General features: G+C 45.7%; 16 protein-coding genes. 8 read left to right on the top strand and 8 right to left on the bottom strand.

Annotated features, from left to right (window positions below):
* Positions 1-93: 93 nt before the first annotated feature.
* Both R3D00_17690 and R3D00_17685 read right to left on the bottom strand, forming a co-directional pair.
* Positions 94-465: a DUF3276 family protein gene (locus R3D00_17690; protein MEZ4775021.1), complete on the bottom strand. Its 372-nt coding sequence runs from the start codon at positions 463-465 to the stop codon at positions 94-96.
* A 102-nt stretch (positions 466-567) separates the two neighbouring features.
* A complete protein-coding gene (locus R3D00_17685) occupies positions 568-1782 on the bottom strand; it encodes a hypothetical protein (protein ID MEZ4775020.1) in 1215 nt (404 codons plus the stop codon).
* A 277-nt stretch (positions 1783-2059) separates the two neighbouring features.
* On the opposite strand from R3D00_17685, the gene R3D00_17680 reads away from it, so the two are divergent.
* From R3D00_17680 to R3D00_17645, 8 genes are all read left to right on the top strand, one after another.
* Positions 2060-2977 carry a hypothetical protein gene (locus R3D00_17680; protein MEZ4775019.1) on the top strand — a complete coding sequence of 306 codons (918 nt, stop codon included), beginning with the start codon at positions 2060-2062 and terminating at the stop codon, positions 2975-2977.
* Positions 2970-3779: a hypothetical protein gene (locus R3D00_17675; GenBank protein ID MEZ4775018.1), complete on the top strand. Its 810-nt coding sequence runs from the start codon at positions 2970-2972 to the stop codon at positions 3777-3779. The genes R3D00_17680 and R3D00_17675 overlap by 8 nt, the downstream gene beginning before the upstream one ends.
* A 73-nt stretch (positions 3780-3852) precedes the next feature.
* Positions 3853-6243 (top strand): T9SS type A sorting domain-containing protein, encoded by a 2391-nt coding sequence (locus R3D00_17670; GenBank protein ID MEZ4775017.1) that lies wholly within the window; start codon positions 3853-3855, stop codon positions 6241-6243.
* Positions 6244-6256: 13 nt separating this feature from the next.
* Positions 6257-7096: a hypothetical protein gene (locus R3D00_17665; protein ID MEZ4775016.1), complete on the top strand. Its 840-nt coding sequence runs from the start codon at positions 6257-6259 to the stop codon at positions 7094-7096.
* 12 nt (positions 7097-7108) lie between these two features.
* Positions 7109-7381 (top strand): hypothetical protein, encoded by a 273-nt coding sequence (locus R3D00_17660; protein ID MEZ4775015.1) that lies wholly within the window; start codon positions 7109-7111, stop codon positions 7379-7381.
* Between the two features lie 127 nt (positions 7382-7508).
* Complete coding sequence (locus R3D00_17655; GenBank protein ID MEZ4775014.1) at positions 7509-9434, top strand: T9SS type A sorting domain-containing protein; 1926 nt, start codon at positions 7509-7511, stop codon at positions 9432-9434.
* A 13-nt stretch (positions 9435-9447) separates the two neighbouring features.
* On the top strand, positions 9448-10212 hold the full coding sequence (locus R3D00_17650) for a hypothetical protein (GenBank protein MEZ4775013.1): 765 nt from the start codon (positions 9448-9450) through the stop codon (positions 10210-10212).
* Between the two features lie 361 nt (positions 10213-10573).
* A complete protein-coding gene (locus R3D00_17645) occupies positions 10574-11986 on the top strand; it encodes a T9SS type A sorting domain-containing protein (GenBank protein ID MEZ4775012.1) in 1413 nt (470 codons plus the stop codon).
* Between the two features lie 189 nt (positions 11987-12175).
* Here the strand turns inward: R3D00_17645 and R3D00_17640 are convergent, their stop codons facing one another.
* The 6 genes from R3D00_17640 to R3D00_17615 all read right to left on the bottom strand — a co-directional run bounded on the left by R3D00_17640 (position 12176) and on the right by R3D00_17615 (position 22746).
* Complete coding sequence (locus R3D00_17640; GenBank protein MEZ4775011.1) at positions 12176-13894, bottom strand: sodium:solute symporter; 1719 nt, start codon at positions 13892-13894, stop codon at positions 12176-12178.
* The gene (locus R3D00_17635) at positions 13891-14031 is read right to left on the bottom strand and encodes a hypothetical protein (protein ID MEZ4775010.1); all 141 of its coding nucleotides are present in this window, start codon (positions 14029-14031) and stop codon (positions 13891-13893) included. The genes R3D00_17640 and R3D00_17635 overlap by 4 nt, the downstream gene beginning before the upstream one ends.
* A 47-nt stretch (positions 14032-14078) precedes the next feature.
* Positions 14079-16580: a PIG-L family deacetylase gene (locus R3D00_17630; GenBank protein ID MEZ4775009.1), complete on the bottom strand. Its 2502-nt coding sequence runs from the start codon at positions 16578-16580 to the stop codon at positions 14079-14081.
* Between the two features lie 104 nt (positions 16581-16684).
* Positions 16685-20107 (bottom strand): efflux RND transporter permease subunit, encoded by a 3423-nt coding sequence (locus R3D00_17625; protein MEZ4775008.1) that lies wholly within the window; start codon positions 20105-20107, stop codon positions 16685-16687.
* Positions 20108-20128: 21 nt separating this feature from the next.
* Positions 20129-21301 carry an efflux RND transporter periplasmic adaptor subunit gene (locus R3D00_17620; GenBank protein MEZ4775007.1) on the bottom strand — a complete coding sequence of 391 codons (1173 nt, stop codon included), beginning with the start codon at positions 21299-21301 and terminating at the stop codon, positions 20129-20131.
* Positions 21302-21339: 38 nt separating this feature from the next.
* The gene (locus R3D00_17615; GenBank protein ID MEZ4775006.1) at positions 21340-22746 is read right to left on the bottom strand and encodes a TolC family protein; all 1407 of its coding nucleotides are present in this window, start codon (positions 22744-22746) and stop codon (positions 21340-21342) included.
* Position 22747 lies beyond the last annotated feature (1 nt).

The raw sequence follows: 22747 nt of genomic DNA, 5'->3' as shown, positions 1-22747 counted from the left end.
CGATATGCTTTTATTCCCCGCAAGGAAAAAAAGTATAAAAAAAAAGGAGTTGCTGTTCGCGACTCCTTTTTATATTCATTTACTTTTTGTTTGTTATTCTTCCCATGAAGGCAGGCTCTCTATTTCACCGTCAGCATCCCCTTCATAGTCGACGCGGTCTCTTCTGTCATCGTCGTCGTCATCATCATAATCCATTTCACGTCTGTCAAACTCATCATAGTCATAGTCGGGCATTAATTCATTTTTGACATGATCTACGGTTTTGTTTAGCGAAGCAAGGAACTTATTGAAGTCCTCCTTGTAAAGGAAGATTTTGTGCTTGTCATAGCCTCTTCCGTTAAACCTGCGCTTACTTTCTGTGATGGTAATGTAATAATCATTGGAGCGGGTTGACCTTACATCGAAAAAATAAGTGCGTTTCCCTGCTCTAATCTTTTCCGAATACACTTCATCTCTCCCTTGCATAACTTCAGTTTTAGTTCTATTAATAACCTGTTATGCGTCAAAAATATAAATTTATGCAAAACCTAACAAAAGGTTTTTCGTATCTGCCCGAAAAAAATCCTGTTACTGATCGCTATCGGGTAGTTTGATCCCTGCCTGCTTGAGTTTTTCCTCTTCTTTTTTGCGTTGAGCCTCCAATTCTTTCAGCATTTGTTTTTGGGCTTTTTTGCTGTATGGATTATAGTTTGTACGGGACGATTTCCCTTTTTCCATGAGGTTAAACTGCTCTGCAACATCGCTTTCCCCTTTCATCGCGTTTTCGCGGTCTTCGGCGATTTTTTGCTGATTTCTTCTGACTTCCTCCTGCTGTTTTCTGTTTTCGCTGCTGATATATTTATCTGCCAGCGATACATTGCGATACCATTCGAAGTAGCCTACTTTTTTATAGAAATAGAGCGCATCATAGGATCCGTCTGCACCAGTTTCAAATACATCCTCCATTTTTTGATCTCCCTGTTTGGGCGTTCCCATGTGATCATAGACAATCATTTTTTTCTTTTTACCGCCGTCCTGTACATAGCTGTAGTTTAGGCTGAACGGGGCATATTCGGAATATTTAAACAAAGCCCGGTATTTGGGAATCTGATCGAAGTAGAAAATGTCGGCACCAAACAACACCCGGTTTTTGTCTTTTGGATCAAACGAGAGTACGTCCGCAATTTTGTAATTGCTTTTTTCGTCATTTCCATTCCAGCCCAACAGGAGGTAAACGGTATTTTTTACATTTTTGGGTTTCCCGTTCCGGTAGTCAATGGCTTTTACTGTATAGGAGGGAATATAGTCGTGGTATTTGGGTTTGTAGTATAATGCACCCAGCCAACTGCCGTTGTCCAGTACACTGTTTTCTACTCCGCGGGGAATGGTTCGAAGTTCTACCAATGGGATGACCAGAAATTCGGTTTTACCGTTTTCTTCGTATTTGCGCTGAACAAGGCCAAAATAGTAGTGGTATTGTTCGCCATAATATTCATTATAGTTTTTGTCGACCATATGCCAGGTAAAAATGCGGAAGCTATGGTCTTCCGGCTCAAGAATGGATATGGTTTTGAGCGAGTCAAACGGGTAGTCAAAGCTTTCGGGCCGTTTGAGGGTTTCGATCATGAGGCGGGTGAAAAGTTTGTTTTGCTGTATTTTGAATGAAAGTGAGTCATGGGTGAGAATATCTCTGGAAAGGACTTGTAGTTCTTGCTCGATTTCCGGTAAAGACTGCTGGGCAAAAAGGGCTGCTCCGGGGAAAATCAGCAGCGCAATGAACCAATACTTTGCATATTTCATCATAATGAATGTGTTAAGGGACATGGGCAAATCTATGGGTAAAACGAATGCTTGCCAAGACTATTTTACGGTATCATAACTAAACCTATTGAATTAGTTACAGCTACCCGTATTTCTACGTATCAAAAAAAATGCGTAGAAATACGGTTGATTAAGATCGGAAAGAAGCAGAACTTACGTTTGTTTGTTATAACACCTAAAAACCCAAACACGATGCGACGACTTCTTCCTTCTTCCTTCTTCCTTCTTCCTTCTTCCTATCCTATTGCTAAGTGCTGATATGATAGCCCAAAGCACCTGGAGTTCGACCGGCTCAGGGGTAATCTATTACAACCCCATTGGCGGGGCGGAAAAAGTGGGGATCAATAACAACAATCCACAATATCTCTTAGACTTTGGGACTGCCTATCAGAGCAGAATGTTGTCGCTTTACACCAGCGGCAGCTCATTTTACGGACTGGGCATGAGTGCGGGGATGCTTCGGTTTGAAATGCCGTCCAATACTGCGCATAGTTTCAGTTTTTTTGCCGGAAGCAGCGAAATCTTCAAGATTCAGTCTCAGGGGCTACGCGCAGGTGCAGGGATCAGTAAGCTGGGCATGGGAACCGCCTACGGCAGCGGACTAAACTGGGGAACCGCCTATATTGGCTTTAATGCGACGCGGTCGGGCACAACCTGGACTTTTGACACAGATGGCGGCAACAACGGTGGCGCGGTGATCTGGTCGAGCGTAGGGGGTGCGATTCAGTTTGCCTCCATCGCCAATAACGGCAACGCGACGCAGACCAAAAGTGATGCGGAGGTATTTTCGAGCGTAAAAATGGTGATTCAGAACGACGGCAAAGTCTCAGTAGGCAATGTCAGCACGGCCAGCAATGATTACCTGCTGTTTGTGCAAAAGGGGATTGCCACGGGCCGTGTATTTGTCAATAGCAGCTATGCCGACTATGTGTTTTTGCCGGAATACCCGCTGCCGACACTGGCAGCGGTAAAAAACCATATCCAATTACACGGCCACCTGCCGGGCATGCCATCGCAGGCAGAAATAGACGCCGCGGGTGGTTTTGAGGTGGGGCAGATCGCGGTGAAACAAATGGAAAAAATCGAAGAATTGTACCTTTACGTGCTGCAACTGCACGACCGGATCGCAGAATTGGAAAGTCAACTACACAACACTTCAACGAGAGGCCATGAATAGATACGCATTGATTTTCTGCGGAGTGATCTTTTTACTCCTGACTGCACTCCTCACCGGATGCAAATGCGACGATCCGACCAATCCGGAGTGCCCGAACTACTGTGTCGATGAGACCAATCCCGAATGTCCGAATTATAATCCTTGTTGGGATCAGACACCGGTGAGTGCGGATTTTCGGATCATTGAGAATGGGTCTTTTGCAACAACAAAGGTTTTGGATACGGTTTATTTTGATACTGTACGGGCCTCCAATCTGATTTTTGAAGTTTTGGATGAAAAACCCGGTCAGACTTATACCTGGCAAATCGGGGCGGGAGTATATGATACGCCAAGGGTTTCCCTCAACTTCGCCCAGGCCCCCAAATTTGTGCCCATTGAGATCAAACTCATGGTTCAGGGTACACCTAATACAAATTGTTTTCCGGAAGATACCGGCACAGATACCATGGTACGAAAAGTGGTGTTTACGGATAAACACCGATGGATTGCTGATTATCATGGCTTTCTTAATGGAAATCCAGAAGATACCATTACCCTGAAAATTTACCCCGGCGATCCTTTCCTTGTTACACAAATGTATAATTTTAAAAGAGGCTGCGAAGATGTCCTCAATCAGAGTGCAATTACTTACCGAAAGTTGCGATTTGTGGGTACCTCTGCCTGTGATTATCCGAACGGTATTTTGACCTGGGATCCCGACAAAACAGGCGACAGGAATAAAGTTCGCTGTGAATATACGTTGGATCGCCGCAACGAGCAGCCAAACATAGTAAAATACATTTTTGAAGGGAGAATGTTATAGAGGCACATGTATTTTCTCTACAACTCTGTATAGCCCTGCCCCTTTCCAGGGGCAATAATAAAAATTTACAAAAATGAAATACCTATCTATATTTTTTCTGGCTTTCCTCTTAGGAAATCTGGTTATGGGACAACCCTATTGCACCGATTCGGTGGGTATCTCCACTGACCCCCGCCCGGGAAAAGCCTACAATCTGGAACGCCCTGCGCTTGCCAATACCTTTGATTGGATGAATGACTCGATTCAGCCAGTTCATCTGTACGGCCCAACCTATAGCGGTACTACCTATTTTAATAGTCCGTATTATAACAACAACTATGACCTGAATTTTCTGGCAAAAGAAGCCGCCAGTGATTTTTACCCGGAAGAAGGCTGGGAACTGATTCACTGGGGGTTTGGTAAAACGGTCAATGGCGGTAATGAGTCCTATAATCGCCAACTGCCTTATCTGATTTTGTATAACCGGCATACCGGTATGCTTCATGTATTTGGTGCCTCTGACCTTACGGGATATGATGTATTTGAAATTGAATTGAGTTTTACAACAGAATATGATCGCACAGACTATGGCCCAGCCGGGTTATTGGGATATGTAAATCCGGTTGCCCAGGTTCTTGATGACTCTACACGCATAGCAATAGTTAAAGGAACCTTTCTTCATCCCAACCAGACATTAAAGTTTGTCCATGCGGTTTTTCCGATAGCCTATGACCCTTGTGTCTGTCATAATCAGTCTGCCTTTAGGGTAAAGTTCTGGCTTGTCGAGGAATCTGATATTAAACTTTATGGGAGGTTGCTGGGAACCCAGGTGGATCTCCTGAGCTACTATCAGGGTGTAGGAGGCTCTCCCTATTTTCATCCTGATTACTTAAGTTCTGTATTCGCTAATGGTTATGATGTTGAGGCCGGAGCGCAGATCTACAAGGAAGCGGGGGATATTTACAATGATCTGATACCAGTAATGGGGGCAAAAGGGAAATTTGATATTGTGGCAGCCTTGGATGTGCTGAAGGCAATGATCGATTTAGGAGTAGAAGTAGCAGGCATAATTCCCGGAGGGAAAAAAATTACGGCCCCTTTTAAGATTGCGTCAAAAGCAATTAATTTTTCGCAGTCTGTCCTGAAGTTCAAAAAATCGGGGCAGCCCGCCAAACCGAGTAAGGCAATCCCTGCCATCATTAAAGCAGAGGTTACAATGGCAGGTACGTTACAGGATACAGACCAGCAACTTGTCACCGAAATCGCCGTTCCCGGCAGCCTGGGCACAAGTACCCTGCCGGAGGCAAATTATCCCCAACAGCCTTATTATCCGCTCTACAACGAAGAATTGGGGGTGTTTGCCTTGCTGGAAACGCCGGTGATAAACCGGTATGTCACGCAGACATATTCGACTTCGGGCAACTGTAACAGCCTCGAAGAAACCGAAATTGTCACCGAAAACATTTCCTACCGGCTGGCATCGGCCATTAAATATGCGATCAATCCGGCAGCGCGAATTGATTTTTCAAAAAGCGAAATTTCCGCAGCATTGGTTATTAAAAGTCCTTCGGATGAACCCTATAATCTGTCCAACGGCTCGTACAGCCATGTGATCGAATACGGAAACCTGGAAGAAGGAGTCGGCGATTATACCTATATCTCGCCATTCTTACCGTTGGAATGTTTGGAAAATCTATCGATGTATCTGGACAAATACCACTATTTTTCCTCCCTGAACTGCACCGGATCAAGTTATTCGCCCCGTTCCGATGACACGGTGTATCTGCGATTTGCCAATGTTTATCTGTCCAGTACTCTTGACACGGAAGGATTACCCAATGTGTCTTTGCAAACCGTTACCTTTCCCGTAAAAATTCAGGAGGTGACTGCCCCGCTTCCAACTTCGGTCATCCTTCCCTTTGAGAAAAACATCAGTGGAGTATTAACCACCGATCAGAAAGCGTGGCGGAAAATCACCGTTACGGGCAATATTTCCGCTGCCAACCCGGTAGTGGTGAGTGCCGGGGCGGAAATTGTGGTTCCTCCGAATGCACAGATATTGCCCAATATTGAGTTGGTGCCCGGGGTTATCCCGATGAGCTGCGGGAGTGTAAATCTGCCTAAAGACCCTGCATGGTTAAATACGTATTGTACTTCTTCCCAGTATAAAGCGGGGCAGCTTTCTGCCAAAACTCAACAACTCCCGTCCTCCAACGGATTTGTGGCAGAAATCCCCCTCACCGCCTTCCCCAATCCTTTCACCGGCGAAATCACCCTGCGGTTTGAACTGTTGCAAACAACAGAGGTTTCGCTCACCCTCTACGACTTGCTGGGCCGCCCGGTGATGCCGATCCGCAAGTCTGAGCCGATGAAAGCCGGGCCGCAGGAACTGACGATGGATATGGGTTTTCTGGCAGCGGGTGTATATATTGTTGTGATGGACGCCAACGGACAAAGGCGGACGGTGCGGATTGTGAAGGAATGAAAATAAGAAAACCATGAATAGATACGCATTGATTTTCTGCGGAGTGATCTTTTTACTCCTGACTGCACTCCTCACCGGATGCAAATGCGACGATCCGACCAATCCGGAGTGCCCGAACTACTGTGTCGATGAGACCAATCCCGAATGTCCGAATTATAATCCTTGTTTAGATAAAAAACCAGTAAGTGCTGCTTTCGAAATACGGGAGGCTTTTTATCTTGGGTATCCGCCTGATTGGGAAACCTACGATACTGATACAGTTGTTACCGGACTGGTGGAATTTTATGCACTGGAAGCCGATGCCCAATATGAATGGCATATCGGGAGCGAGGTGATCCGTACCCGGTCAGTCGCACGAAGTGATTTCCCACCGGGAAATACAACCATAAGGCTGAAAGTTACCAAAAAACCAGATATAATGTGTTTTCCGGATGATGACGGGGTGGATAGTCTTGCCCGGACATTCTTTCAGAAAACCGGATGTAACTCCCTGCTCAATGGCCGGTACCGTGGGGTGATTTCTACAGCTCCGCTAGATACATTTGAGGCGATCGTGAATCTTTGTTATTCGATTGACCCGATTCATCCTGCTTTTAATATCAAGCCTATTATAGGCGGGTTTGAGCAGGCTTGTGATACGCTTTTTGTAGTTGGAAATTGGGCTCACCGGCAATTGTTAATAGGAGAAAACAGCATTGGCCAGAATAATGGATTCTGCAATTGTATGCAGGGTTTGATGACCTTGAACCCCGATAATCTCGATTCACTACGGTTTGATTTTTACTGGCATCCGATCTGCCAGGTGAATGTAGGCATTACCAAACAGTTCCGGGGCGTCCGGATTCATCTCTAACTACATTGTTGTATGAAAAAATATAGCTTTGGGTTCACAACTGCGTGGTTGATGGTCTTACTTTCCCTACCCTTCCAGTTGCACTCACAGGAATGTATTGCCAATGACTCTACGATTGTACAAGCCTGTTGTAATGGGCTTATCCGAACAGACTCCGCTGCGGCATTAAACAATGCCCGTCCCAACCTTCGCAACCGGTTTGAATGGCGTAATCCTATCTGGGAGGTTTATATCCCGACTCCGGGAGGCGGATATACCTATAACGGAACACAGCCACCTTTATAACCGCTATACAGGACGACTGAGGATTCTGGCTTCGTTTCAGGGGATTAATCCAACAACTGACTTGATGCAAACAGAACTTCGGTTTAGAACGTTGGATAATCCATTAATAAAACCTAGTACATTATTGATGAAAAACAATAATATTGCACAGGCTCTGAGTGAAAAGACTTCCGTAGCTAAGGCTGCAACAGTGAGTCGTGCCACCAGTACTTCCGAGTTTTTTGCTGCGGAGTTTGATCTGGCTTACGATCCATGTATATGCCTGAATTACTCTGAGATCCAGGTGGATTTTGGGGTCGTAGATACCTCGCTGGTAAATCTTTCCGGCAGGTTGATTGGAACCAGCCAGGTTATCAACACCAATGGCTCCAGCCCACTCCTGAACAATCAGGATTTTCTCACCACTGTATATAAAAACGGATTAGATGTGGAAGCCGGAACCGTTACCTATAAGAATATTGATGGTCTTATCGCAAAATATAAAACACCGCCCGGATTGTCTTCCTTTGAGCAAATTGCACTGGGAGTTGTAGGAAGTATTATTAAAACCGGAATAGGGGCAACTGATAAATGGCTTACCGCAGCAATTGACGGTGAAATCACCCAATACATCAAAGATATGGGGTTTGTGAATGATACAACCGGGACTCCTGATAGCACATTTAAAGTAAAAACGGGGCTAAAAATTATTGGAGATCAAACCGACAGGATATTGGTAGCGATGGGATTAAAATCTTCTCCCAGCCGCCCGCCCAGTCCTTCTGTGATTGAGGCAGAAATGGCGATAACTGGTTCTATAAAAAACTTTGGATCTATTGGTGGCAATTCCTCCATTTTACTCCGCACCCCAGGGAGTTTAGGTACGGATGGTGCCGAATCAACATCTCCATGGTTTTACTACCCCACCTACAACGAGCCGCTTGGTGTTTTTGCTCTTCTGGATTCGCCACTTGTTAAAAAAATGTCAGCTTCTCAGCGTGGCTTATATCCGTATGAGTTTGGTTATGAAGATCCTCCCGGTTCGCTTCTTTCCTATAATTCTTGGCTAGATGCTTATTCGAGGTACAGATTTGAGGATATCGAATATGTTTTTAACCCGGCAGCAGAAGTGGATGATGAAAAAACCGTCATTCTGGCCGCTTTGGTCGTAAAAGGTTCTCCTGCAACCCGGATTGAAGAATATTATGACTATTTTCAGGATTTAAGCACATATTCTTACTTTCCTTCTTTTCCCAATATTGATGGAGAAGAAGAATACTATGTTTCCCCATTTCTGACGCTGGAGTGTCTGAAAGATTATATTGTAGGGGATTTTGAGCCTGGCTCACAGGTTTTTCTCCGACTCATGATCCAATATGTTTTTAAGGAAAATGTTTATGGCAAAGTCAATCAGGTATTTGAAATACTCACCTATCCGGTTCGATTTACTTCGGCAGCTCTTCCACCTTATACTTATTTTCCAGATACGCTGATCGTCAACGGTTCAACGACTTTTAACCAGAACACCATACTAAAAGCGAGAAGTGTCATTATGGTTACAGGTGGGCTGACGCTTAATGCCGGAGTAACGCTTACTTTGGCTGCCGGCAGAGAAGTCATTGTCAATCCCGGGGTATCTCTGCCTCCAGGAATCAATTTAGAAGTCGGGGTCAAATCCGTCCTGGGGTGTAACTATACAGACTTTGTTCAGGTTCCTGTAGATACTATCAAAGCATTTTGCAATTCAACCCGCTATAAGGCCAATCAACTGGCAAGCAGGGTAGCAGCGCCCGACAACCCTACGCAACCTGAAAAAAGGCCACCCCTCACCGCTTTCCCCAATCCTTTCACCGGCGAAATCACCCTGCGGTTTGAACTGTTGCAAACAACAGAGGTTTCGATCACGCTCTACGACCTGCTGGGTCGCCCGGTGATGCCGATCCGCAAGTCGGAGCCGATGAAAGCCGGGCCGCAGGAACTGACAGTGGATATGGGTTTTCTGGCAGCGGGGGTATATATTGTTGTGATGGACGCCAACGGACAAAGGCGGACGGTGCGGATTGTGAAGGAATGAAAATAAGAAAACCATGAATAAATACGCATTGATTTTCTGCGGAGTGATCTTATTACTCCTGACCGCACTCCTCACCGGATGCAAATGCGACGATCCGACCAATCCGGAGTGCCCGAACTACAACCCCTGTATGGAGGAGGTGCCGCTAAACGCGGACTTTGTCATGGAAGAGAGTTTCTCTTCGGATATAGCTCTTCCGCTTCAGGATACGATGTATAAATTGAGCCAACTCCTGCTTACAGCTGTACAAGAAATGGAAAGTTATGAGTGGATAATCGGAACCGATACCAACCATCGAAAAACGCCTTCCGTGGTGATCGAATTTGGTTATCCGTATGGCCCGATTCCCATTACCCTGATTGGCAAACGCAAATCTTCCGCTTGTTTTCCCGGAGACGACGGCATAGACACGGTAACAAAAACCGTTTATGTCGTGGATTTATTTGACCTGCCCCTTTGGGGGAAATACCGGGGGCAAACGACCAGCCGGGTGGTGGATAGCTTTACGGTTGAACTTGCTGTAGAGTGGGATACTTTTATGGCAAGGAATATTGCAGTCATGAATAATTTTTTCCCTGATTGTCATACCAGAAATTTTCGAGTAGGAGCCACCGGATTTGATCTTTATGCCACTGAAGGCTGGGACTGCGAACATTACACAGTTACCGGAACGGGGAAACTTTCTCCCAGTAAAGATACCCTGGACGTTTATTTTTATCGTGCGATTGGAAACAGTTATGTGCAAGATACTTTCACCGGAATAAGAATACCCCAATGAATACCCTCAAATTCTTTTTTGCGCTGAATCTGTTCTTCGGATTCGGGCCGACCCTTCTTGCCCAATGTGACGGGTTTGATGCTTCGACGTTTACGCATACGACCTCCGTCTGGGATTGGCGGGATTTTAATGAATCGAATTGGACCGCCCATTTAAAAACCGACATAGCCGGTCAGTACGTAACACGTACTTTGCCCAATCCCTGTCTCCGCCGCCCCTTCAGAAACCAATCTATGATTATGTTTTGGGAGTTTTCAATTTACTAGAAACGCCGGTTCTCGAATTTTCAACATTCGAGGTATCTTCCTCGGTAAACAAAAATTTATACGGATGTTCTACTGGAAACTCAACGGTTCCTGCGGTGTTCCCTCGTATTTATCAATACAAATTAAAAAACCCTTTAAAATACGCTCTTAATCCGGCCTCTCAATTAGAAGTGGTTTCGATAGATGCCGCCATTATTTATGAAATTGGTCAGAATGAAGCAAATATCAGTGTAGATACCACGCTTCAAATGGTTCGGGAAATCAGCACATCGCTAGGCCCTCCCTTCATAAAAAGCCCATTAGCATTTTATGGCCCGGTATCTATGACTAAGCTGGGCAGCCGTTATAATGATTTGTCCTTTGTTGAGCGACTCAACGAATCCGGAATCCAGGTTGATCTCTGGCCCAAAGCCGATATTACCACTTCCAATAATAATTCAAAGGGAGTAAATGACGCCGGAAAAATCACCTACAGCACAGGTTTCTATCCTTTTCAATGTCTGGATGAACAACGGGTTCTTCTTGCCATTCCGTCACCTTCGCCCGGCGCAGATTCCTTAACAAATCGTTTGAATTTTGGTGATTTTACGTATGAACCGCAGTTTAAATTAAAGCTAAAGGTACTATTGAAACGAACGGATGCGGAGGCTATGAATACCAATACCGAGTATGTAGTGATTATGGCTTCATATCAAGTGAAATTGGATAGCACAAACACTTCTCCTGGAACATATTATGTATCCCATCTCGCACCCTGGACAACGCCCGTTTGTAATCAAACTGCAAAATACATGAAAGATTATGTGGTTACTTCTCTTTTTTCTCCCTCGGGAACACCCATAGCGGAATTGGGCGGAAATGGATTACCAATGGACCTCAGTCTTACCGGAGTAGAGATAACTACGGACAGGGAAGCACTAAGAAAAATAACGTTAGATAATTGCTGGATTGGTTCGTCTCAAACCTTTATTCCGCCCCCACCCTCAGCACCCGAAGATATTATTTATGGCCCACCTGTAATTATTCGGGCAGGGAAATCTATTGAAGTTCTATCGTCTTCCAATACAAGTAATCTATTCCAGACAGCATCTTTGTTAGTAGGGGTTCCTTCGAGATTTGGGGGATGTGATGGTTCTCCGCTACCGCCTCCGGTGAGTGCTACGGAAATTCAAAGTTTTTGTGAAAACGGCAACCTTTATAAGCCGTATATTTTACCCAATAAATTGGCTGCATCGAACTTATTGGAGAATCCCATCCCCCTCACCGCTTTCCCCAATCCTTTCACCGGCGAAATCACCCTGCGGTTTGAACTGTTGCAAACAACAGAGGTTTCGATTACGCTCTACGACCTGCTGGGTCGCCCGGTGATGCCGATCCGCAAGTCGGAGCCGATGAAAGCCGGGCCGCAGGAACTGACAGTGGATATGGGTTTTCTGGCAGCGGGTGTATATATTGTTGTTATGGACGCTGACGGGCAGCGGCGGACGGTGCGGATTGTGAAGGAATAACACAGGCTACCCGTATTTCTACGTATCAGAAAAAATGCGTAGAAATACGGTTGATTAAGAATTTGAAATAACAGAACTTGCGCCTGTACCAGAAAACATAGCTTATTCGAAGAATGATTAAATGCTTTCCGGCATTACCATGTTGCCCAATATCGCCGTCTCTGAATCAGGACGGCGTTTTTTTATCCCTTATTCTGGTAAAACTGCCTGAAAGATTGCCGCAAGCCCGGTGACAACCAGGCAACCGATAAGGTTAAACCACAAAAAACCAATGTCCGGAATAGATGGGAAAATCTGCGGAAGTACGTAAAAACCGATTACTACGAGTTCTGCAATGATCGCCGCAAAAAATACGGCCCGGCCTTTGGTTTTTTTCATAAAGAAGGCGACAACAAATATACCCAGCAAAGTGCCGTAAAAGAGGGAGCCCAGAATGTTAACGGCCTGTATCAGGTTGCCCAGCTCACTGGCAAACAGTGCAAAACCAATCGCAAATATTCCCCAGCCAAAAGTCGCCCAACGGGAAGCTTTAAGATAGTTTTTCGTATCATCGTTTTTGTGAACGAGGCGTTTGTAAATATCTACAATGGTCGTAGTCGCCAATGAGTTTAGTTCGGCTGCTGTGGAGGACATCGAAGCGGAAAGAATAACGGCCATCAACAAGCCAATCAATCCTACCGGTAAGTGGTTCAGCACGAAGGTCAGGAAAATTTTATCCAGATCATTGGTGTCGGCGCGGGGGTTCTGCTGTTTGATCAGGTCTATGCCAGTTTTTCGGGTAGAAATCGCCTCTGACTCGACCTGTTTCAGTTTAACCTCTGTCTGCTCAATCAGGGGCGCATTCCCCTCTTTCCTGGCGGCAAGGAGTTGGCGAAGCAGATCTGCTTTTTCCTCATGAAGGGTTTCATAATTTTTTTCTACTTCCAGATACTGCGGGCCGGTGCTGCTGGCAACAATATTCTCCCGGTCGGGAGAATTAAAAAACATAGGGCGGGCGTTAAACTGATAAAAAACAAACATCATCGCCCCGATAAACAAAATCATAAACTGCATGGGCACTTTGAAAACTCCATTAAACAGCAAGCCAATACGGCTTTCGGTCAATGACTTTCCGCCCAGATAACGCTGTACCTGAGACTGGTCTGTACCAAAATAGGAAAGCGCCAAAAACGTGCCGCCAATCAGCCCTGACCAGAGGTTATAACGGTCTTTAATATCAAATTCAGCCCAGGAAGAAGGGGAGGTGATGATGTTGAGTTTGCCCATTTTCCCGGCAATAAATACCGCATCTGAAAATGAAACATCCGCGGGTAATTTGAAGATCATCACAACACCTGCCATGATCATTCCCACAAGAATCACAAACATTTGTTGCTTTTGCGTATGGCTTACGGCTCTGTTTCCCCCCGCCACCGTATAAATCAACACTACAAACCCGATACCTACACAGGTGGCATCAATTTGCCAGCCAAGGAGGGTAGATAAGATAATCGCTGGTGCGTAAATCGTTAATCCTGCCGCCATTCCCCTCGATACCAGAAACAACATAGCTGCCAGCGAGCGGGTTTTCAGGTCAAACCGCTGTTCCAGATATTCATAGGCAGTATAGACATTGAGCCGGTGAAATATCGGAATCACAACGATGGAGATCACAACCATGGCAATCGGGACACCGAAATAAAACTGCACAAACCGCATCCCGTCATCAAAGGCCTGCCCGGGCGTGGACAAAAAGGTGATGGCACTTGCCTGAGTAGCCATGATGGACAGACCAATGGTCCACCATTTCATGTCATTGTCCGACAGCAGATAACCTCTGATATCTTTGATATTCCTGCTTTTGTAGATTCCATAAACCACAATCAGCAGGACAGTCCCGCACATGACAAACCAGTCAATATAACTCATGCAACAGCTTTACTAAACCAATAAAACAAACCAATCAGCACTACCAGTTCCCCTAATACGAGTGCGTAAAAGGTATTCCAGTTTTTGATAAAAGGAACGATCTTCCTCAGTTCTTCATTAGGATCTTCTTCCATCATACCCATCAAAAATTAATCATTAACCATTAACAATTGACAATTAACAATTACCTCGCGTCTTTTCCGATAGAAATCATATTGGTGAAAAGGCGGTAAGCGCCCGGTACACCTGCCGGAAGTTCTCTGAACCAAGAGAGGCTGGTATAGATAAAATAACCCTTTCCATAGCGGGTTATCAGGAGAGAACCATTTTGAGGAGATTCTCCCGGATCATGACAAGAGAGCACCGCCGTGTATTTATCATCCCATTCTGAAGGAAAATATAACCCCCGTTCCTGAATCCATCCTTCAAAATCTGCTTCGGTAATTTTGTTTGGGAAATTTAATACCGGATGGTCAGGTACCAGAAACTGGATTTCTGCATCTTCATCCGTAACCCGGTCTCTGGAAAGCTTCAAAGGGTAGGGGCCAGGCTCTTCGCCTCTGGGGATTTCAAAGTTTTTGTTGTACTGTACGATATACGTACCGCCCTGTTTTACATATTCGAGAATCTGTGTTTTGTGAAAGGGCATCCGGCTACGCCGGTAATACGAACGGTTGCCAGCAATTACGGCATCATATTTCAACAGATTGTCAGTGAGAATTTTATCGTCTTCCAGCAGATCTACTTTATAACCAATCTGCTCCAGTCCCAGGGGTACTTCATCTTCCGCGCCCATGATATAGCCGATATATTCTCCCCTTTTCTCAAGATCTATACGAACCAGCCGGGTTTCGGCAGGATCAAATACCATCTGTACCGGAATGTGGTCATAGGCAATCGTGCGCGAACTATATGATCCCGAAACGCCTCCGGTTTCTGCCACGACTTTCAGGTCTCCTGATTGCTGATTGTCGGGAGGGGTAATCATGACAGATACCATTTGCTCAGTTCCTTTTCCTTCCAGTTTGAGATTGATTTCGGAAGGTGTTACTTCCCAACCTGGGGGAACAGAAAGTTTCAGGCGGGTATTTCCCGAAGGAAGGAACGACTTGACGGTCATTTTGACTTCTTTTACCTGATTGTCGGAAAACAAATAAACTGCATCCGCGATATTGACCGTTACGGGCGGAGCGAAAATAAACGGGCGGTAAAGTTCGCCTTTCGACCGGTCAACATAACGATGGATGACCGGGAGTGCCACATCCATTTCCACATCTTCAAACTTCAGTTTCCATGTTGCGGTAAGTGCTGCGGGGCTTTCCGGCAAGCCAATCAGTTGCTGGTCGCTAACCTGGAATGAGCCTTTTTCCATAGGTTCTCTCCGCCAGTAATGCTGGCTGGGAGGCGTATTGGAGATGAGAAATTTTTTCTCAAAGGAGAGGAGTTTGTGGTCATTTTTCAGCGGCTGGTTCAGGGAAAGCGAAACGCCGGGATAATTCCACTCGATGCCTTTAAGCTCGACGACTGCATCTGATCTTTTGATAATCTGAGCCGTAAGACGGGCACTATCGCCCGGTGCCGTCATGGGTTCCTGGCTGGACACTTCCATAAAAATACCCGCACAGTACACCAGGAGGTTGCGGATTTCTTTTCTTTTTTGTTCGTACCAATATCCTTGTTTTCCCTCCATCATTTTCCATGCCTTGAGAAGGCCCGGAATGCTGGCCGCGGGATTAGCGGACTGGTAGTCGTGGTAAACTTGTTCGAGCACTTTTCCGGTTTTGCTTTCACCGATTCTATCCCAACTCGTTACAATTCCGTCGAAGAGGTCAGTTTTCGCTTCTTCGCCTTTTTCGTGCTGGAGGTATTCGAAGACTTCTCCCCGCCACGGTGCGACGCCAAAATCCTGACATTTGTGCATACTTCGCGCTTCTGCGGCAATTTCACCTATACTTTTACCAAGGAGGGGTTGGTAAGCATCGACGTTGATGGTCAGGGTATGAGAAAAATCGTAATCGGGCTGGTTTCCTGGTGCCCATGTGTTCCATAGAATGCGTTTGGGCTGCCAGACCTGAACATAAGCCAGTTGTTCGGGAAATACATTGGGATTGCCTGCCAGATCGAAAGCTTCTTGCGCCAGCATGGCTGAGGCTGTATGGTGACCGTGTCCGCCACCACCTTTTTCCGGGCCTGGAAAACGGGTGATGATCACATCGGGCTGGAATTTCCGGATGGCCCAGACCACGTCGGCGAGAATTTTATCTTTGCCCCAGATCCGGAAAGTTTCCTCCGGGTTTTTGGAATAGCCAAAATCATAGGCACGGGAGAACATTTGTTCGGCGCCATCCATTCTACGCGCGGCAAGCAATTCCTGTGTACGAAGGATCCCAAGGTGTGGTCCGACTTCTTCACCGATGGAGTTTTGCCCTCCGTCGCCTCTGGTCATGGCAAGGTACGCGGTGCGGTACCCTTTCTCGCCAGCGAGATAGGCCAGCAGACGGGTATTTTCATCGTCGGGATGTGCAGCTATATACATGACACTTCCCAGAACCTGGAGTTTGTGGATGGCATGTTGTATCTCCCCGCTGCTTTTAGGCGGAAGAGGCGCCTGGGCTTGCAGAATATTCAGAGAGGAAAGCGATGATACAATCAATAAGATATAAACGCCGACAAATTTGCTAAGCATGGTTCGTCCTTTTTAAGTAAGAGTTTTCGAATATAGGAAAAATCCCGCTTAGTCTTTTGAACCAGGCGGGATTTCAACATTTGGAACGAATGTTTATCTAAAGTCTATGATTCTTCCTGGTTTGTTCCGAAACGGAAAGCCAGCTTTTCCTTTAGCCAGTTGAGCAGATTCTGAACATAGTTTCCAAAATTGGCTGCGATGTAATAAAGAACCGGGACAATGACCAGTGTGATTACAGTCGCAAACCCAAGCCCGAATATGATGGACCAGCTAAATGGTTCCCAGAAAGAAGCACTGTCTCCACCAAAGAAGATCTGGGGATCAAAGTCAGAAAGCAGCGTGGCAAAATTGATGTTAAGTGATAAGGCCAGCGGAACCAATCCCAGAATCGTAGAAGATGCGGTCAAAAACACAGGGGTAAACCGGATCGCGCCCCCTTCAATGATCGCTTCTTTCAGCGGCATTCCTTTTTTAAGTTCAATCTGGAAAAAGTCAAGCAGGATGATGCCATTGTTTACCACAATCCCTGCGAGTGTTACAATTCCAACCCCAGACAATACAACCGAAAAGTCCATGCCGATAATTGCATGTCCGAGAAACACCCCCACAATACTGAGTAAAACCTGTCCCATGATGATTAATACACTGCTTAAGGAGTTAAACTGTGTAACGAGAATCAGGAAAATCAGAAGGATCGCAGCCATAAACGCGCCGCCAAGAAATGATGCCTGTTCGGCCATATCTACGGTTTGTCCGCCTACGGTAACATCGACCTCTTTCATCTTACGCCCTTGTTTGATAAATGTCTGTACCGCATAGTCAACGTCGTTAAAGACATCATTGACATTGTATTCGGTCAGTACATTGGAAGTGATTTTTACCGACTTTTTCAGATCTGTACGGTTAATGCCGCCGTAGCTGGAAGAATAACTAAAGTCGGCCACAGAGGAAATGGGTACGGAGCGGAATCTGCCGGTGGCCATATCCATATAGGTTACGCGCATGTTCAGCAGGGTGGAAATTTCTTCTCTGTATTTCTCGTCAAGACGAAGCATGATTTTGAATTCATCTTCATTTGCGCGGAAGTTGGAGATTTCTTTTCCGAAAATGGCTGTTCGGAGTTCCATCCCGATCTGCCCGCTGCTCAGGCCCAGTTCGCGTGCTTTGTCGCGGTTGATGTTGATGATCAGTTCCGGGCGTTTTTCGTCTACATCCCATTTCAGCTTTTCCAGTCCGGCAATAGCCCCGGAACTACTTAATGAGTCGAGATAGGCAAATAAATCCTCGCTGACCGCCATCATATACTTAAAGTCTTCGGAGCTTACCTGAACCTCAATCGGTGCGCTGCCGGGCGGTTCATTTTTGTCCTGGTCCACGGTGATTTTTGTACCGGGAATTCCCGCCATATTCTCCCTGATCTTGTCCATAATCTCTCGTGTGGAGGCGCCGTTTCGCTCTTTCACCCCTACAAACTCCACCGTGATTTTACTCTTGTGGGTTTTGGATGTGCTTTGGTCAAACGAATTGGGATCTCCCGCGCCAATAGCCACATTGGTGATAACCGATCGCACCAGCGGGTTATCTTTGCCAATTACTTCGTATACCCGATCTTCCAGAATGCGGGTAATCGAATCAGTTACTTCAATATCCGTACCATTGGGCAGCTCATTAAATACATAGGCAAAGTTGGGATCCGTAGGGGGAAACTGGATGTATTTCAACCCTGCCATCTGCACAATCACCATTGAAACGAACAGGAAGCCAATGGTTGCCAGTACAACAAACCCGGCATGATCCAGGGACCAGCGCAGCGTTTTTCTGTAAAATTCCTTGATCCATGGGAGCATTCTTTGCTGGAACACTTCTATGATATAACGCAGCACATACGTGTGGAGGAGTACGAAGGCAGCCATGAAGAACATGAAGTTTCCCAGAGAAACACCCCCCATTACGCGTATGATGATTCCACTGACAACGGCCAAAACTGTGTAAAGCCAGGTTTGCTTGTGGTTAATCCCCTCATTATCTTCTCTCCGCTTCATAAAAGCAACCGCAAATACCGGGTTGATCACATAGGCTACAAACAGAGAAGCAAACAATGTGATAATCATTACCACAGGCATAAAACCCATAAACTCTCCAATCGGCCCTTTCCAGAAAAGCAGGGGGAGAAATGGACAAACCGTAGTAAGTGTTCCTGAAAATACCGGCCCGATTACTTCACCGGCAGCTTTTTTGGCAGCAGTAATGATCGGCAGATTCTCTTCTGTAAACATCCGGTAGGTATTTTCAATTACCACAATCGCATTATCCACCACAATTCCCAATGCGAGAATAAAAGAAAAAAGCACGACCAGGTTCATCGTGTATCCCAGTGCCGGAAGAACAGCAAAAGCGATAAAAGAAGAAAGCGGAACGGCGAGACCAACAAAGAGTGAATCGCGAAGACCCATAAAAAACATCAGCACCAGCGTCACAAGGATAAACCCGATGATAATGGTATTGGTCAGCTCGCCCAGCGTGTTTCTGGTGAGTTGGGACTGGTCGGCAGAAAGCGTAATGGTGAGATTCTGCGGGAAGCGGTTTTCCTGCATTTCTGCTGTGGTGACTTTAATTTTATCGGCTGCATCTACGAGGTTTTCCCCTGCTTTTTTGATAATGTTCAGCGTAAGAACCGGCTGCCCGTTGAGACGGGCATAGCTGTCTTTTTCCTTGAACCCATCTACTATCTGAGCAACATCTCTCAGGTAAACGATATTCCCTTTTCCTGAGCGCACCACCAGATTCCGGATTTCTTCTACGGACTTAAATTCTCCGTTGATCCTTACCGATACCTTTTGGTCATCGATATTGAGTTCTCCGCCGGAGACGATGATGTTTTCCCCTTTTACGGTTTGTTCGATATCGCCTAAAGTGACACTGGCGGCTTCAGCTTTGAAGAGATCCACATTGATTTGGATTTCTTTCTCCGGCGCTCCGACAATATCTACGCGAAGGATTTCCTTTTGCTTTTCAATTTCGTCGCGGAGTTCTTCTGCGAATTTTTTCAGGGTTACATTATCATATGGTCCTGAGACGTTGAGAAACATAATCGGAATCTCCGAAAGATTAATGTCGATGACCTGCGGGTCACCGGGCAGGTCGTTGGGCAATTCACTTTTTACCCGGTTTACCGCTTCCTGTACTTCACGTTTTGCCTCCACCAAATCGACGTCGGTTTCAAATTCGACGAACACACTGGAGAAGTCCTGGATCGAGGTACTGTTGATTTCCTTGATCCCTTCCAGCCCTTTGAGCTCTTTTTCAATTTTTCTGCTGACAAGATTTTCAATATCTCCGGCAGAAGTACCCGGGTAGGGAGTGGATACAAATATGACCGGCCACTGGATTTCCGGAAAGTTTTCTTTCGGCAAAAGCTGGAAAGAAACCAGTCCCGCAACCGTAATAATGACAGTCAGGATGAAAATGGCAATCCGATTGTCAATTGACCAGCTGGAAATAGCAAATTCTCTAAAATTATTTTTCATGATAAGAGATTTCCGGCCCTGCTATTTGCTTTCGGCCAATGACGTTACTTTTGTTTGTTCGATGATGATTTCTTGCCCGTCGCTCAGGTTTTTGTAGCCAATGACAATCAGTTGCTGATCTTTGGTAAGCCCTTCGATAACTTCGATTTGCCCATTGTAACTGAGGCCTGTTTTGATATTGGTTCTTGTGGCAATCCATTTTCCTTCACTTTCGTGGGCGACAAACACGTAGTCGCTTTCTTCTGATTGCTGGATAATGCTCACCGGAATGGTAATGGCCTCTTTTTGGGTACGGTCGTTGATGGACAATTCTCCAAACATATTTGCCTTCAGCATGGGATTATTGGGGAGTTTTACCTCTATCGGGAATGTCCGGTCATTTGGGTTAATAAACTGGCCCACTGTACTTACTTTTGCTTCGATGCTTTTGTCCAGCGCGGGGAAAGAGATTTTCACCTGATCACCTTTGCGGATATAGGGAATGTATGATTCCGAAATCTCTGCTTTCAGGCTAAGATCATTGGGGTTGATAATTCTGAATGCAGGAAAGCCCGGGGAAACCGTTTCACCAACTTTTGGCATGATTTCATCCACAGTTCCGGAAATCGGCGATTTGATTTTACTGAGTTCCAGCTGCTCTTTCATGGTTTCCAGCCGGCGTTCGAGTGATTCCTTCTGATTTTTGGCGGTTAAGTATTGAACCTCGGTACCGATTTGCTGGTCCCAGAGATTTTTCTGCTTATTGAACATGATGTTGGCCAGTTCGAGGGAGGTTTCGATTTCCTGAATGCCGCTGCGCATGATGGCGTCATCAATCTGAGCAAGCAGGGTGCCTGCCTGTACTGATTGACCTTCAGTTACATTAATTTTGACAATGCGTCCACCGGTTTGTGGGCTTACCAAAATATTTTTATTCGCTTCCACCTGCCCTTGTACGGATACAAAGTGCTGGAAATCGCCGGTTACTACATTCATGGTTGATACTGTAGCTTTGCGGCTTTCTTCTTTTGCCACCGGGTCAAGTTTGGCGATTTCTTCTTCGAGCAGAGAAACCTCTTTGCTAAGCTCTTTGAGCACTTGCTTTTTCAGATTGAGTACGGCCTTTTTTTCCTCCAGTGTTTTGGGTTCTTTTTCGCCACAGCTGGTCGAGGCAACGATTAATAGGGAGAATAGAATCAGATAAATGGTTTTCATTGATTTTCTTTTGACTTTATATAAACGGGTAGTGTGGATTATTCCTGGTGATAGCGGGAAAATTCGCCTCTGGCTTTCTGCAGGTCGATTTTTGCCATAAAAAATTCAAAAAGGCCATTGAGATACGCCGACTCAGTTTGTTTCAACTGGCTTTCTGCTTCGTTGACTTCAAGACTTGAGCCGACTCCTTCTCTGTATTTAATCTGGCTGACTTCGTACACTCTTTTGGCCAATTCTTTATTTCGCTGGCTGGTCTCCAATGTCTGAAATGCATTCATTAAGTTGCCATGTGCGTTGCTGACTTCCAGTGCGACGGACTGCTTAAGCATTTCAAAGTTATTTTCAATCTTTTTGATTGCCATCGCAGACTGTTGTACCTGCTGCCGTTTCTGGAATCCATCAAAAATCGGCACATTCAGTTGAAGGCCCACAACACTGATCGGATACCATTTTTCATTTCCGCTGAAAAGATTAAACTCGTTTCGCTGAGCATTCCACTTATAAGAGCCAAATGCGTAAAGACTGGGAATATAACCGGCGCGGTATCTGCGAAGGTTGTAGTTTTCCAATGCATGTTGTGTCTGTAGAATGGAATATTCTATTCGATTTTCAGCCTGAAAGTCTGCGGGCATGAGGTCCGGAATGGACTCCGGTTTGAGATCTTCGGGGGTTCCGGCCAGCGAAAGTGTGGTTTGGATCGGGAGTCCCATCTGAAATTTGAGCAGGTTCAGGCTCATCTCAGCAAATCGCGCGATTCTTGCTTTTTCGAGCTTCAGATTGGTATAATTGATCTCAAGACGATCCACATCGATCTTCTCAACAAAGCCTTCCGCATTCAGTGCGCGGGTTTCTTCGAATAGCTTTTCAACCCGACTGAGATTTGCATCCAGAAGATTCATTTGCTCTTCCGTAATGAGCGCCTGAAAATAAGCTTTGCTTACGGCATAGGCGATTTCTTCCTTTGTCCTGTCAGTGTTTTTTTCTGACAACTCGACAAAAGTACGGGAGGCTTTCAGGCCGATAAAATAAGTACCGTCTGCAATCAGCTGATTGGCACTAACCCCCACATTGGCATTCCATGGAAAACCAAACTGAAGCGGAACAGGCGGTCCGGGTACAGGCTGTCCGGTATTGGGGTCAATCACAGGCTCGCCGGTTACAGGATCGGTTTCCGGATTAAAAATTCCCGGAAGAATGGATGTGGGAAGTTCGATAAAGTATTGTAAATCAGCTCCTCCACTGATCTGTGGGTAGCCCAGAGAAAGGATTTCCTTTACACGGGCTTTGGCAATATACTCGTCGAAACGCGCATTTTGGATTGTTTTGCTGTTTTCTATGGCATAAGAAATACATTCTTCCAGGTTGTACGTCAGCTCCTGAGCGATCAGGCCAGGAGAAGCAAGTAAAAAAACGGACAAACAGCCATACGTAATAATACGTTTCATC

Source organism: Bacteroidia bacterium (assembly GCA_041391665.1).
Lineage (GTDB): Bacteria > Bacteroidota > Bacteroidia > J057 > J057 > JAGQVA01.
The sequence above is the reverse complement of the archived record's forward strand: the minus strand, read 5'-3'. Positions and strand labels throughout refer to the sequence as shown.

Excerpts from the sequence above, each read along its gene's own strand:
- R3D00_17690 (MEZ4775021.1), bottom strand. The coding sequence starts at position 465 with ATGCAAGGGAGAGATGAAGTGTATTCGGAAAAGATTAGAGCAGGGAAA.
- R3D00_17685 (MEZ4775020.1), bottom strand. The coding sequence starts at position 1,782 with ATGATGAAATATGCAAAGTATTGGTTCATTGCGCTGCTGATTTTCCCC.
- R3D00_17680 (MEZ4775019.1), top strand. The coding sequence starts at position 2,060 with ATGATAGCCCAAAGCACCTGGAGTTCGACCGGCTCAGGGGTAATCTAT.
- R3D00_17675 (MEZ4775018.1), top strand. The coding sequence starts at position 2,970 with ATGAATAGATACGCATTGATTTTCTGCGGAGTGATCTTTTTACTCCTG.
- R3D00_17670 (MEZ4775017.1), top strand. The coding sequence starts at position 3,853 with ATGAAATACCTATCTATATTTTTTCTGGCTTTCCTCTTAGGAAATCTG.
- R3D00_17665 (MEZ4775016.1), top strand. The coding sequence starts at position 6,257 with ATGAATAGATACGCATTGATTTTCTGCGGAGTGATCTTTTTACTCCTG.
- R3D00_17660 (MEZ4775015.1), top strand. The coding sequence starts at position 7,109 with ATGAAAAAATATAGCTTTGGGTTCACAACTGCGTGGTTGATGGTCTTA.
- R3D00_17655 (MEZ4775014.1), top strand. The coding sequence starts at position 7,509 with ATGAAAAACAATAATATTGCACAGGCTCTGAGTGAAAAGACTTCCGTA.
- R3D00_17650 (MEZ4775013.1), top strand. The coding sequence starts at position 9,448 with ATGAATAAATACGCATTGATTTTCTGCGGAGTGATCTTATTACTCCTG.
- R3D00_17640 (MEZ4775011.1), bottom strand. The coding sequence starts at position 13,894 with ATGAGTTATATTGACTGGTTTGTCATGTGCGGGACTGTCCTGCTGATT.
- R3D00_17635 (MEZ4775010.1), bottom strand. The coding sequence starts at position 14,031 with ATGATGGAAGAAGATCCTAATGAAGAACTGAGGAAGATCGTTCCTTTT.
- R3D00_17630 (MEZ4775009.1), bottom strand. The coding sequence starts at position 16,580 with ATGCTTAGCAAATTTGTCGGCGTTTATATCTTATTGATTGTATCATCG.
- R3D00_17625 (MEZ4775008.1), bottom strand. The coding sequence starts at position 20,107 with ATGAAAAATAATTTTAGAGAATTTGCTATTTCCAGCTGGTCAATTGAC.
- R3D00_17620 (MEZ4775007.1), bottom strand. The coding sequence starts at position 21,301 with ATGAAAACCATTTATCTGATTCTATTCTCCCTATTAATCGTTGCCTCG.
- R3D00_17615 (MEZ4775006.1), bottom strand. The coding sequence starts at position 22,746 with ATGAAACGTATTATTACGTATGGCTGTTTGTCCGTTTTTTTACTTGCT.